Source organism: Pseudosporangium ferrugineum (assembly GCF_003002065.1).
Taxonomy (GTDB): Bacteria; Actinomycetota; Actinomycetes; order Mycobacteriales; family Micromonosporaceae; genus Actinoplanes; species Actinoplanes ferrugineus_A.
Genome location: NZ_PVZG01000005.1, coordinates 340069 through 352570, shown reverse-complemented (window position 1 = coordinate 352570; position 12502 = coordinate 340069). Strand labels below are relative to the sequence as shown.

15 protein-coding genes are annotated in these 12502 nt (G+C 72.1%); 8 read left to right on the top strand and 7 right to left on the bottom strand.

The window, feature by feature from the left end; genetic code table 11:
* Nucleotides 1-3: 3 nt before the first annotated feature.
* Together CLV70_RS13570 and CLV70_RS13565 are read right to left on the bottom strand one after the other, a co-directional pair.
* Nucleotides 4-1419: an alpha,alpha-trehalose-phosphate synthase (UDP-forming) gene (locus CLV70_RS13570; protein WP_106126804.1), complete on the bottom strand. Its 1416-nt coding sequence runs from the start codon at nt 1417-1419 to the stop codon at nt 4-6.
* Nucleotides 1420-1487: 68 nt separating this feature from the next.
* The gene (locus CLV70_RS13565; RefSeq protein WP_106126803.1) at nt 1488-2330 is read right to left on the bottom strand and encodes a DUF308 domain-containing protein; all 843 of its coding nucleotides are present in this window, start codon (nt 2328-2330) and stop codon (nt 1488-1490) included.
* 147 nt (nt 2331-2477) lie between these two features.
* Here CLV70_RS13565 and CLV70_RS13560 point away from each other — a divergent pair, with 147 nt between their 5' ends.
* Nucleotides 2478-3203, top strand: coding sequence for a lysophospholipid acyltransferase family protein (locus CLV70_RS13560; protein WP_106126802.1), 726 nt, complete (start codon nt 2478-2480; stop codon nt 3201-3203).
* Between the two features lie 53 nt (nt 3204-3256).
* Nucleotides 3257-3667, top strand: a complete 411-nt coding sequence (locus CLV70_RS13555; protein ID WP_106126801.1) for a ChaB family protein — start codon at nt 3257-3259, stop codon at nt 3665-3667.
* 3 nt (nt 3668-3670) lie between these two features.
* Here CLV70_RS13555 and CLV70_RS13550 read toward each other — a convergent pair whose 3' ends face one another.
* The gene (locus CLV70_RS13550; RefSeq protein ID WP_106126800.1) at nt 3671-4174 is read right to left on the bottom strand and encodes a polyadenylate-specific 3'-exoribonuclease AS; all 504 of its coding nucleotides are present in this window, start codon (nt 4172-4174) and stop codon (nt 3671-3673) included.
* 16 nt (nt 4175-4190) lie between these two features.
* Nucleotides 4191-5075: a phosphotransferase enzyme family protein gene (locus CLV70_RS13545; protein WP_245908202.1), complete on the bottom strand. Its 885-nt coding sequence runs from the start codon at nt 5073-5075 to the stop codon at nt 4191-4193.
* Nucleotides 5076-5326: 251 nt separating this feature from the next.
* Between CLV70_RS13545 and CLV70_RS13540 the strand changes: the two genes are divergently transcribed.
* The 4 genes from CLV70_RS13540 (at nt 5327) to proC (ending at nt 8637) form a co-directional block, all read left to right on the top strand.
* Entirely contained in the window at nt 5327-6019 is a 693-nt protein-coding gene (locus CLV70_RS13540; protein ID WP_106126799.1) for a Crp/Fnr family transcriptional regulator, read from the top strand.
* Between the two features lie 68 nt (nt 6020-6087).
* The gene (locus tag CLV70_RS13535; protein ID WP_106126798.1) at nt 6088-6600 is read left to right on the top strand and encodes a pyridoxamine 5'-phosphate oxidase family protein; all 513 of its coding nucleotides are present in this window, start codon (nt 6088-6090) and stop codon (nt 6598-6600) included.
* 137 nt (nt 6601-6737) lie between these two features.
* Nucleotides 6738-7766, top strand: coding sequence for a 6-phosphofructokinase (locus CLV70_RS13530; RefSeq protein ID WP_106126797.1), 1029 nt, complete (start codon nt 6738-6740; stop codon nt 7764-7766).
* Nucleotides 7767-7830: 64 nt separating this feature from the next.
* Complete coding sequence (gene proC / locus CLV70_RS13525; protein WP_106126796.1) at nt 7831-8637, top strand: pyrroline-5-carboxylate reductase; 807 nt, start codon at nt 7831-7833, stop codon at nt 8635-8637.
* Nucleotides 8638-8644: 7 nt separating this feature from the next.
* Here the strand turns inward: proC and CLV70_RS13520 are convergent, their stop codons facing one another.
* Complete coding sequence (locus CLV70_RS13520; protein WP_106126795.1) at nt 8645-8872, bottom strand: hypothetical protein; 228 nt, start codon at nt 8870-8872, stop codon at nt 8645-8647.
* Nucleotides 8873-9005: 133 nt separating this feature from the next.
* Here CLV70_RS13520 and CLV70_RS13515 point away from each other — a divergent pair, with 133 nt between their 5' ends.
* Nucleotides 9006-9731 carry a magnesium transporter MgtE N-terminal domain-containing protein gene (locus CLV70_RS13515; protein ID WP_146164054.1) on the top strand — a complete coding sequence of 242 codons (726 nt, stop codon included), beginning with the start codon at nt 9006-9008 and terminating at the stop codon, nt 9729-9731.
* Here the strand turns inward: CLV70_RS13515 and CLV70_RS13510 are convergent.
* Nucleotides 9728-10405, bottom strand: coding sequence for a DUF429 domain-containing protein (locus tag CLV70_RS13510; RefSeq protein WP_106126793.1), 678 nt, complete (start codon nt 10403-10405; stop codon nt 9728-9730). The two genes, CLV70_RS13515 and CLV70_RS13510, sit on opposite strands and share 4 nt — an antisense overlap.
* 7 nt (nt 10406-10412) lie before the next feature.
* On the bottom strand, nt 10413-10883 hold the full coding sequence (locus CLV70_RS13505) for a glutathione peroxidase (protein ID WP_106126792.1): 471 nt from the start codon (nt 10881-10883) through the stop codon (nt 10413-10415).
* A gap of 170 nt (nt 10884-11053) precedes the next feature.
* Between CLV70_RS13505 and CLV70_RS13500 the strand changes: the two genes are divergently transcribed.
* Complete coding sequence (locus CLV70_RS13500) at nt 11054-12502, top strand: glycosyl hydrolase family 18 protein (RefSeq protein ID WP_106126791.1); 1449 nt, start codon at nt 11054-11056, stop codon at nt 12500-12502.

Below are 12502 nucleotides of genomic sequence, written 5' to 3'. Positions count from 1 at the left end.
TGGTCAGCGGCGCAGCCCCGCGGCCACCCGGCCGGTGCCGTCCAGCGCGGTCAGGTAGGCCCGCGCCCACGCCACGATGTCGTGGCGGGTCAGGTGGTCCCGCATGGCGGCCATCCGCCGGGCCAGGTTCGCCGGGTCCGCCTCCATCGCGAGCAGCAGCGTGTCCTTGAGCCCGTCGACGTCGTGCGGGTTGACCAGGAAGGCGTCCTCGAACTCGGCCGCGGCCCCGGCGAACTCGCTGAGCACCAGGGCGCCGGAGGCGTCGGCGCGGGCGGCCACGTACTCCTTGGCGACCAGGTTCATGCCGTCGCGCAGCGGGGTCACCACCATCACGTCCGCGGTCTGGTAGAGCGCGGCCAGGTCGGCGCGGTCGAACGGCTGGTTGAGGTAGTGGATGGCGGTCTCGCCGACGCGGCCGTACTCGCCGTTGATCCGCCCGACCTCGCCCTCGATCCGGTCGCGCAGCACCCGGTAGCTGTCGACCCGTTCCCGGCTCGGCACCGCCACCTGCACCATCACCGTGTCGCGCACCTTCACCCGGCCGTCGCGCAGCAGCTCGCTGTACGCCGTCAGCCGGTGCTCGATGCCCTTGGTGTAGTCGAGCCGGTCGACGCTGAGCAGCACCCGCCGGGGCCGGCCCAGGTCGGCGCGGAGCTGCTGGGCGTGGTCGCGCACGTCGGGGCGGGCGGCCAGCGCCTGCATCTCGGCCACGTCGATGGAGACGGGGAACGCGCCGGTGCGCACCGTACGGCCGTCGAGGGTGATCTGGTCGTTCGCGGTGACCTGCGCGCCGAGCAGTTTCACCGCGAGCTGGGCGACGTTGTGGGCGGCCTGCGGGCGCTGGAAGCCGACGAGGTCGGCGCCGAGCATGCCGCGCAGCAGCTCGCTGCGCCGGGGGAGTTGCATGAACAGCTCGGGCGGCGGGAACGGCACGTGCAGGAAGAAGCCGATCAGCACGTCCGGCCGGAGCTCGCGCAGCAGGTCCGGGACCAGCTGGAGGTGGTAGTCCTGCACCCAGACGGCGCCGCCGGGCTCGACCACCTCGGCGGCGGCCTCGGCGAAGCGGCGGTTCGTGTCCCGGTAGGTCTCCCACCAGCCGCGGTCGAAGACGGGCTGTTCGACCGCGTCGTGGTAGAGCGGCCAGAGCGTCGAGTTGGCGAAGCCCTCGTAGTAGCCGCGGACCTCCTTCTCGGACAGTGCGACCGGGCGCAGGCGCAGGCTGCCGATGTCGGGGAGGGCGGGCGCGGCGCCGATCCCCCCGCCCCAGCCGACCCAGGTCGCCGGGGTCTGCTGGAGGATGGCGTGCAGGGCGCTGGCGAGGCCGCCGGGGCTGCGCCGCCATTCGCAGGCCCCGTCCGGCGCGGCACTGTCGTCCAGGGGGAGGCGGTTGGCGACGACCACGAGCGAGCTCTGGCGCATCCACGAGAGGTTAGTGGATGACTACCGAGCGAAACAATGGCGGTGGTCTATGTCATATTTTGGGGCGGTCAGACGACCGCGCCGTCGTCGAACTCGTCGTCGTCATCACCGGAACGCAGCCGCCAGACCAGCGTGACGGCGCCCGCCACGATCGCCGTGAAGCCGATCAGCGTCACGTAGTTGCGCTCGATCGGGAGCAGCCACGGGAAGAGGAAGAGCACGAAGCCGAGCACCACGCCGAGGACGCCGGCGATCGCGTACTTGGAGATGTGCGGGAGCGGCGGCGGGGGCGGGGGGACGTACCGCTCGTCGTCCTCGTCGTCGCCGAGCCCGGTGCCGAAGGTGTCCAGCCCGTCCAGCATCGACGGCTCGTCCACCCGGTCGGTGCGGCGGCGGTTGAGCTGGATGCCGGTGAAGTCGGCGGCCGAGGTGAGCTTGTCGCCCGGCTGCGGCTCCGGCCCCGGCTTCGGCAGCTCGGGGGCGCGGGTCGCGTCGATGCCCTCGGCCGCGGGCCACGGCGGCGCGGTCGGGTCGACGGCGGTGTGGAAGCCGGCGACGATCTTCGCCCATTCCGCGTCCACGTCGCTCTGGTTGCGGCCCTCCCGGGACTCCGGCTGCGCGGCGGGCGGGAACGGGCCGGTGCCGCCGGTCAGCTTGTGCAGGTGCTCGCGGGCGGTGGCGAGGTGGGTGCGGTCGACGTAGAGCCGGTCGGTCGGGCGGGCCGGGAACGTGGTCGCCCGCAGGATCGGGTTGAGATCGGCCGAGGGCTGTAGATATGCGGCGATGCCGCCGGCCGCCAGGACGTCGAGCAGATGCTCGCCGACACGCGGATCCACGTCGCCCGCGGCCGCGTAATCGGCCGCGTCGAGTCCGTTGTCCCGCCGCCCGCGACGGGCGCCACCCGCAGACACCCTGCACACTCCTCGCCCCGCGCTGCTCGCGCGTGCCTTGAATGGTGACACGACAGGTACCGCTTGCGGGAGTGCGTTGTGGCGTGCCGCTCCCGCTTCGTACGCTTTCCCTGCCCTACGGACCCGAGCGCGCGGGAAAGGACGTCAGTGTTCTACTGGCTGTTGAAGTACGTGGTCCTCGGACCCGTCCTGAAATGCCTCTTCCGCCCCGATGTGGAGGGCTTGCACCATGTCCCGGCGGCGGGGCCGGTGATCCTCGCCTGCAACCACCTCTCGTTCTCGGACTCGATCTTCACACCCCTGCTCGTGAAGCGGAGGGTGACATTCGTCGCCAAAGCGGAGTACTTCACCGGGAAGGGGATCAAGGGCTGGCTGATGCGCCAGTTCTTCGTCAGCACCGGCACCATCCCGGTGGACCGTTCCGGCGGCAAAGCGGCCCGCGCGGCTCTCGACACGCAGTTGCGCGTGCTCCGCTCCGGCAACATCGCCGGGATCTACCCCGAGGGCACCCGCTCCCCGGACGGCCGGCTCTACCGCGGCAAGACCGGCGTCGCCCGGCTCGCCCTGGAGAGCGGCGCCCCGGTCGTGCCGGTCGCCCTGCTCAACACCGACGAGATCCAGCCGACCGGCAGGCTGATCCCCTCGATCAAGCGGGTCCGGATGCGCTTCGGCGCACCCCTCGACTTCTCCCGGTACGCCGACAAGCTCGGCGACCGCTTCGTCGAGCGCGCCGTCACCGACGAGATCATGTACGAGCTGATGACCCTGACCGGCCGCGAGTACGTCGACGTCTACGCCTCCTCGCTGAAGACGGCGGTCGTGGCGCCCACCCCCGCGCCGGCGCCGGAGGCGTCCCGCTCACCCGGCGTTTGAGCCCCTCGGGGACCGGGCACGGAGATCGGGTCACCGACGTGAGGAGGATCGCCATGCCGGCCCGAGAGGACCTGCCCGGCACGCTCAAGCGGTCGCCGAAGAAGGCACAGAACACGTACGTCAAGGCGCACGACGCCGCGGTCGAAGAGTACGGCGAGGGCGAGCGGGCGCACCGGACCGCCCTGGCCGCGGTGAAGCACTCGTTCGAGAAGGTCGGCGATCACTGGGAGCCCAAGGCGAAGAAGGGCCCCAGCGACGCCAAGGCGGCCGGCGGCCGGGACACGAAGGCGGCCACCAAGGGCGGCGTCGACGCCAACGCCGGCAAGGAGCACCTGCTGAAGCTCGCCAAGCGCCTGGACATCAGCGGCCGGTCGAAGATGAAGAAGTCCGAGCTCGTGGACGCCATCGACAAAGCCAACGCGAAGGCCACCCGCAAGGCCGCCGCCAAGGGCCGGAAGAAGTAGCCGTCAGGCCTGCCGGGAGTGCCGCTCCATGGCGTTCCAGCGGGCGAGGTTGTGCTTGGCGTCGACCAGCGCGTCATGGCGGCCCTGCGCGGTGGGCAGCGGCGGGCGGCCCAGGTCGTCCCAGCGCTGCCGGAGATCCTTGGTGAAGCGCGGGATCTCCCGGGGCAGGGCCGGCATCGCGCCCCACAGCTGGGCCAGGGCGACGTGGTCGTACGCCGCGTACCAGGCCCAGAGCTCCATCTGCTCGTCGCGGCCTCGCAGCGGCTCGACCAGGAACGCGTGCAGGTCGTCGCGGATGCGCTCGCGGGAACGCCACGCCGGGTCGGCCGGGGAGGGCAGCTTGTCCAGCACGTTGCGGCGCACCCAGGGCACGGCCCGGGAGTCGTCGAACTGGGTGGAGACCGCGTAGAACTCGCGGCCGTGCTCGTCGACCATGCCGATGGACACGAGGTCGACCGTGCGGCCGTCCTCGATGAACTCGCAGTCGTAGAAATAGCGGTAGACCATCACCGTCCATCCTTGCCTACCGCGGCTCCGGCGCCGCGGCCAGGGCGGCCCGCGCGCGCCGCAGCACCTCGCCGTCGCCCTCGCCGCCCTCGCCGGCGGCCAGCCGCCGGGCCGCCCGGTCGGCGTGGACCGCCCAGCGCAGGCGCAGCATCACCGGCAGGGCGGCGTGCAGCTCGTCCTCGTCGACCGGGCCGGCGGCCAGGTAGCCGTCCAGCAGTTCGGCGGCGGTGTCCGGGCCGCCCGCGTAGATCACCGCGGCGGCCACGTCGTAGAGCAGCGGGCCGGTGCCGCCGGCGCCGCAGTCCAGCAGGCCCGCGCGGCCGGTCGCCGGGTCGACCAGGAAGACCTCGGGCGCCGGGTCGCCGTGCAGCACCCCGTACGTGAGCCGGTCGGTGACCGTGAGCCGGGTCGCGGCCGTCGCCGCGCCGGCCACCGCCTCCCGCAGCCACGGCTCGGCGCCCAGGTGCGGCGCGTCCGGGTCGAGCGGGTTCCCGCGGCGCAGCCCCGGGTGGGTGAACGTCTGCAGCGCCCGGTGCACCGCGCCCAGCCGGTCTCCCCAGAACTGCTGGTCCACCGGGTCGCGGCCGTCGAGGGTGCGGCCGGGCGTACGGCGCAGCACCGCCATCGCCCCGCCCGGCGTCTCCGCGGTCAGGCCGCCGGCCAGCGTCCGTACCGGGCGGCCGGCCTCGATGCCGCGGCCGCGCAGGTGCTCGGCGGCGACGAGGCCCGCCTCCACCGGCTGCCGGGCGGCCGGCTCGGCGAGCCGGGCGACGAAGCGCTCCCCGCCCGCGGTGATGTCCCAGCCGTGCGACAGCAGGCCGCCCGGCAGCGGCGCGATCCCGGTCGGCACGAGATGCCACTGGTCGCGCAGCGTTGATCGAAGAAGGTCGAGGTCCGGCACGGCGCGATTATCGGGGGATCCGATGCGATTGCAACGGACACGGTGGGTGGTTCGGCGGTCACGATGCATCGTGACTGACGGCGTACGGGGGGTGTACAGCGAGCGACATCCGCGAAATGATCGAAAGGCAGGGCGCTCGAGGTATCAAATGGCGTTGATGACGCTCTTCATGCTAAGAGTGATCGTTTGCGTCTAGGGACGACGTCGGACAGCCGCGCCGGCGGTTTTCCCGACCGGGGGAAGGACTGACCGTGGACCATCGGCTGCCGGAGCCGGGTGACGCGCTCACGGGCGTGGAGATGTTCGCCGGGCTGGAGCCCGACGTGCGCCAACGGGTGATCGCGGCGGCGGTGCCCCGCACCTACCGCAAGGGTCAGATCCTCTTCGTCGAGCACGACCCCGGCGACTCCCTGATCGTGCTGCGCCGCGGGGCGATCGCCGTGTTCCGCACCGCACCCACCGGCGAGCGCGCGGTGCTCACGGTGGTCCGCCCGCCCGACGTCCTCGGCGAGGTCTCGCTGCTGGACGCGTCGACCCGCTCGGCCAGCGCGGAGGCGATCGAGGACAGTCAGGCGCTGGCCCTGTCCCGGGTCGCGTTCATGGACCTGGTGCACTCCAACCCGCGCATCCTCGACGCGGTGATGCGCTCGGTCGGCGGCCTGATCCGGCGGCTCACCGAGCAGAACGCCGACCATGTCTTCCTCGACCTGCCGGGCCGGGTGGCCAAGACCCTGGTCCGCCTCGCGGGTGACAGCCAGGCACCGATGATCACCATCGAGCTCAACCAGAGTCAGCTCGCCGAGATGGCGGGCGGCTCGCGGCAGAGCGTCAACCAGGCCATCGGCTCCTTCGCCACGCGGGGCTGGCTGCGTACGGAGGGCCGCCGGATCGTGGTCACCGACGTGTCGGCGCTGCGCCGCCGGGCCGGGATGAACGAAAGGTAGGGTCCTGCCCGTTTCGTCGCGGTGACCCCGGGAAGTTCACCGGGACACCGCGACGAAGGGAGCCGGCCATGGCCGAGCACGGTGAGCAGAAGAGCGAGCAGGAGAAGCGCGAGAAGCTGAAGGAGCTCGTCAAGGACGCCCGGATCGGGATGTTCACCACGATGACCGCCGAGGGCCGGCACGTCAGCCGCCCGATGGCCCTGCAGGACGTGGAGTTCGACGGCGACCTCTGGTTCTTCACGTACGCGGACTCCGACCTGGTCGCGCAGGTCCGGGCCAACCCGCAGGTCAACGTGTCGTTCAGCGACGCCGGGCAGCACGCGTGGACCTCGGTCTCCGGCACCGCGGCGCGGACCGACGACCGGGCGAAGGCGGAGGAGCTGTGGAACCCCATGCTCAAGGCCTGGTTCCCGGACGGGCTCGAGACGCCGAACCTGACCCTGGTCAAGGTGCACGCCGAGACGGCCGAGTACTGGGAGTCCGCGCACAGCTCGCGGGTCGTCACGCTGCTCGGGTTCGCCAAGGCGGCGGTGACGGGCCGTACCCCGGACGCCGGCGAGAACGAAACCGTACGCTTGTAGCGGGGCGTTTTGGTCCGGGGTGACCGCGGCGACTACAGTGCGCATGCGGCCCGCCCCCGGACCCGGCAGTGACGCCGGACGACGGAATCCCCAGGGTGCCGGGCATCTCGCGACCCGATCAGGGAGGACGAGCAATCATGCGTATCGGCGTGCTCACCGGCGGCGGCGACTGCCCCGGTCTCAACGCGGTGATCCGGGCGGTGGTGCGCAAGGGCGTCGCCACGTACGGTCACGAGTTCGTCGGCTTCCGGGACGGCTGGAAGGGTCCGCTGGAGGGCCTGACGAAGCCGCTCGGCATCGCCGAGGTCCGCGGAATCCTGCCGCGCGGCGGCACCATCCTCGGGTCCTCCCGGACCAACCCGTTCAAGATCGACGGCGGCGTCGAGAAGATCAAGGCCAACCTGGCCGAGCAGGGCGTCGACGCGCTCGTGGCGATCGGCGGCGAGGACACCCTCGGCGTCGCCACGAAGCTGAACGACCTCGGCGTCAACGTCGTCGGCGTGCCGAAGACGATCGACAACGACCTCAACGCGACCGACTACACGTTCGGCTTCGACACCGCGGTCAACATCGCGATGGAGGCCATCGACCGGCTGCACACCACGGCCGAGTCGCACCACCGCACCCTGGTGGTCGAGGTCATGGGCCGGCACGCCGGCTGGATCGCGCTGCACGCCGGCCTCGCCGGTGGCGCCAACGTCATCCTGCTGCCGGAGCGCAACTTCGACGTGGAGCAGGTCGCCACGTACGTCACCAAGCGCTTCCAGGTCGAGTACGCCCCCATCGTGGTCGTCGCCGAGGGCGCCCAGCCGCTCGAGGGTCAGATGGTCACGCACAACCAGGAGCTCGACGCGTTCGGCCACGTCCGCCTCGGCGGCATCGGCCAGTGGCTCGCCCAGCAGCTGGAGGAGAAGACCGGCAAGGAGGCCCGCACGGTCGTCCTCGGTCACATCCAGCGCGGTGGCACCCCGACCGCGTTCGACCGGGTCCTCGCGACCCGCTTCGGGCTCCAGGCCATCGACGCCGTCCACGAGGGCGACTTCGGCAAGATGATGGCGCTGCGCGGCACCGACATCGTCCGGGTGCCCCTGATCGACGGCACCGGCGAGCTGAAGACCGTGCCGATCTCGCGGTACGACGAGGCCGAGGTCTTCTTCGGCAGCTGAGCCGAGATCCGGTGAAGGGGCGGGCGTCTCCACGCCCGCCCCTTTCTCACGTTCGGGAGGACGTATGACTGTCGTCGCGGTGCTCGGCGCCGGCAAGATCGGCGAGCTGGTGCTCTCCGGCCTGCTGCGCGCGGGCTGGCCGGCGTCGAAGCTGCTGGTCACCACCCGCCGGGCGGCCCGGGGCGACGAACTGCGCGAGCGCTACGGCGTCCGGGTCGTCGACAACGCCGCCGCGGTGGCCGAGGCCGACGTGCTGGCGATCGCGGTCAAGCCGCAGGACGCCGGCACGCTGCTCGCGGAGATCGGCGCGAAGATCCCGGCGGACAAGCTGATCATCTCCCTCTGCGCCGGCCTGCCCACCGGCTTCTTCGCCGCCCGGCTGCCCGAGGGCACCCCGGTGGTCCGGGTCATGACGAACACGCCGGCCCTGGTGGACCAGGCGATGACGGCGATCTCGGCGGGCCCGCACGCGACCGGCGAGCACCTCGCGGTCGCGGAGGAGATGTTCAAGCCGCTGGGCGCCACCATCCGGGTGCCGGAGTCCCAGCAGGACGCGGTGACGGCCCTGTCCGGCTCCGGCCCGGCCTATTTCTACCTGCTGGTCGAGGCGATGATCGACGCCGGCATCCTGCTCGGGCTGCCCCGCCAGGTCGCCCACGAGCTGATCGTGCAGACCGCGATCGGCTCGGCGGTCATGCTGCGCGACTCGGGCGAGCACCCGGTCAAGCTCCGCGAGGCGGTGACGTCGCCCGCGGGCACGACGATCTCGGCGATCCGGGAGCTGGAGAACCACGGCGTGCGGGCGGCGCTGCTCGCGGCCCTGGAGGCGGCGCGGGACCGGGCCCGGGAGATCGCCGCCCAGTCCACCTGACGGCCGCTCATCGGCGCGGCCTGCCGCGGCGCCGGCGGCCGGCCGCTCCCGCGAGCCGCGGCAGGCGCGCGGAGCCCTGGCGCGCGGAGCCCTGGCGCGCGGAGCCCTGGCGCGCGGAGCCCTGGCGGGTGCCGCCGGGGCGCTGGAGAAGCCGGGACAGCAGGGTGGCGGTCACCGCCCGGACGCCGCCGTGGAAGACGTCGCTGATCAGTTGCATCGGGTCGAGAAGGTCCATCCGTGCAGCGAAGCCGGTCGCCCGGGCCGCCGGGAAGGCGTTCGGACACCCCCGGACCGGGCCGGGCGCCCCCGGGCCGGTCCGGACGCGCCGGGCGCCGGACGCTGTCGGACACCGTCGTACGCTGTCGGACATGGCCGGTCTTCAGCAGCCCCGCCCGCAGTCCGTGGCCACCGTGGCGGAGCTGGCGTACGAGCTGCGGCTGCTCAAGATCCACGTGGGTGACCCGTCGGTGCGCGACCTGTCCCGTACGGCGGCACGGGCCGGGACGGTGCTGCCGCATTCGACCGCCCAGGACGCGTTGAGCGGCAAGCGGGGGCTGCCGAGGCTTGCCACCGTGCTCGCCCTCGTGAGCGCCCTCGGGGTCGCCGACACCGGCCCCTGGCGGGACGCGTGGCGCCGGGCCGGCCAGCACCACCGCGGCCTGGACGGCCGTCCGGAACGACCCGCGGGCCTCGTGGCCGACCGTCGGCACCCGGCCGGCGAACCGCCGGCGCCCCGGGCGGTGCCGGCCCGCATCGCCGTGGTCAACGCCGCCCGGGGCGCCGCCCTCGTGGAGAGCCTGCCCCTGGAGGTGGTGGTGGAGCAGCTCGCGGAGATGTCCGAGCCGGACGCCGCCCGGCGGCTCGAGCTGGTGGTGCCGGGCCGGGCCGCCGAGGTGCTGAGCGAGATGGACGACGGCCGCGCCGCGCGGATCCTCGACCTGCTCCGCCTTGATCTGGCCGCCGGCGTGGTGGCGGAGATGCGCCCGTCGGCCGCCGCGCGGCTCCTGGAGGGACTGCCCGGCCGGAACCGGTCGGCGGTGCTGGCCCGGCTGGCCCCCCGGATCGCCGCGGGGGTCCGGGCCGAGCTCGCCTAGTACCAGATGGCGATGCGGGTGCCGTTGTTCTCCTCGGGCGGGCTGGGGTGGCTCAGGGCCGCGCCCGTGGCCATCCGGTGGGCGCTCCAGGCGACGGCCGCGGCGTCGAGGATGTCGTCGGGCGGCGCTTGGCCGGCCGGGCCGAGCTGGTCGGGCAGGACTATGCCGTGCTTGGCCAGCAGGTCGCGGCGGCGGGCCTGGCCGGTCCAGGTCTTCTTCGCGTACGCGAGCGGCTCGCCGGCCATCTCCCGGAACGAGACCTCGGGGTGGGCCTCGAAGAGCAGACCGGGGTGGCGTTCCCAGATGGCGTTCGCCTCGAGGAGCTTGGGCCGCAGCGCCCACGACTGGCGGCTGAGCCCGGCGCCGGTGAGCTCGCGGCAGAGCCGGTTGGCCGCGGCGAAGTCCGACTCCTGCCAGACCGCGCGCGGCGGCACCCGGAAGACGCTGCTGCGCCGGGGGCCGAGGTGGTCGGCGGCGACGGTGTCCGCGGCCCGCCAGCGGTCGGGGAGCATGCCGAGCGGGATGTCGACGCCGATGACGGCCGCGCCGGAGCTGCCCGCGACGATCTCGTAGAGGGTGGACGCGAGCATCGCCCGGCCGAAGCGACCGTCGCGGAGCTCCACCCCCACCCAGCCGAGGGCGTAAGCGTCGACTCCGATGACGTGGATGCTCATCCCGGGCTCAGCGAGGCAGCAGGGTTTCGATGGTGGACACGAGGCGTTCGTCGTCCGGCTGGGTGCCGGGGTCGAAGCGGGCCGCCACCGCGCCGTCCGGGGCGACGACGAACTTCTCGAAGTTCCACTGGAGGTCGCCGCCGTCGCCCACGAGCTCGGTGTAGAGGGGGTGCCGGCCCGGGCCGTTGACCTCCACCTTCGCCGTCAGCGGGAACGTCACGCCGTAGTTGACCTGGCAGAACTCCTCGATCTCGGCGGCCCCGCCGGGCTCCTGGCCGCCGAACTGGTTGCACGGGACGCCGAGCACGACCAGGCCCCGGTCGCGGTAGGTGGCGTACAGCTTCTCGAGGCCGGCGTACTGGGGCGTCAGCCCGCATTTCGATGCCACATTGACCACGAGGACGACATTGCCGCGGTATTGCCCCAGATCGGCGGATCCGCCCGGTAGTGCGTCGATGTCGACGTCGAAGATGGTCATGACCGCAGACTACGCGTAGTGCCCGTCTGAGTGCACGCTGTGGCGCTCACTCCGGAAAAGTTAAGAGGTCTGTCAAACCCGCGTGACCTTCTTGACTGATGTTCATAGATGTGACTACCGTCTCTTCAACTTCCCTTTGGAAAGTTTCCTAAATGTTCTGAGGAGACGCAGTGAAGAAATCCCTCCGCCGCGCGTTGTGGGCCGGGGCGATCGTGGCGATGGCCTCGGCCGCGATCCCGATGGTCCAGGCTTCCGCAGCCGCCGCCTGTGCTCCCGCCTGGAGCAGCTCCGCGGTGTACACCAAGGACATGGCCGCCTCCCAGAACGGACACAACTACACCGCGAAGTGGTGGACCCAGAACGAGTCCCCGGCCACGCACAGCGGCCAGTGGGACGTCTGGGCGGACAACGGCACGTGCGGCGGCGGGGGCACCGACCCGACCACGCCGCCGACCGACCCCACCACCCCGCCGACCGACCCGACCACGCCCCCCGGCCCCGGTGGCAAGGCCGTCGTCGGCTACTTCGCCGAGTGGGGCGTCTACGGCCGCAACTACCACGTCAAGAACCTCGTGACGAGCGGCTCCGCGGCCAAGCTCACCCACATCCTGTACGCGTTCGGCAACACCACCGGCGGCCAGTGCACGATCGGTGACCCGTACGCGGACTACGACCGGGCGTACACGGCGGCGGAGAGCGTCGACGGCGTGGCGGACACCTGGGACACCGGCGCCCTGCGTGGCTCCTTCAACCAGCTGCGCAAGCTGAAGAAGCAGTACCCGAACCTCAAGGTGCTCTGGTCGTTCGGCGGCTGGACCTGGTCCGGCGGCTTCACCCAGGCCGCGGCGAACCCGACCGGCTTCGCCAACTCCTGCTACAACCTGGTCAAGGACTCCCGCTGGGCGGACGTCTTCGACGGCATCGACGTGGACTGGGAGTACCCGAACGCCTGCGGCCTCAGCTGTGACAGCAGTGGCCCGGACGCGTACAACAGGGTGGTCTCGGCGCTGCGCACCAAGTTCGGGCAGAACTTCCTGGTCACCTCGGCGATCTCGGCCGACGGCTCCAACGGCGGCAAGCTCGACGTCGCGGACTACGCCACCGGCATCTCGAAGCTCAACCTGGTCTTCCCGATGACCTACGACTACTTCGGCGCCTTCGCCCCGCAGGGCCCCACCGCCCCGCACTCGCCGCTGACCTCGTACTCGGGCATCCCGCAGCAGGGCTTCTGGTCCGACGCGGCGATCCAGAAGCTGAAGAGCAAGGGCGTTCCGGCCAGCAAGATGCTGCTCGGCATCGGCTTCTACGGCCGCGGCTGGACCGGCGTCACCCAGAGCGCGCCGGGCGGCTCGGCGACCGGCGCGGCGCCGGGCACCTACGAGGCCGGCATCGAGGACTACAAGGTCCTCAAGAACAGCTGCCCGGCCACCGGCACGGTCGGCGGCACCGCCTACGCCAAGTGCGGCAGCAACTGGTGGAGCTACGACACCCCGGCCACCATCGCCGGCAAGATGACGTACGCCAAGAACCAGGGCCTCGGCGGCGCCTTCTTCTGGGAGTTCTCCGGTGACACCAGCAACGGTGAGCTGATCAGCGCGATCAGCAACGGCCTGCGGTAG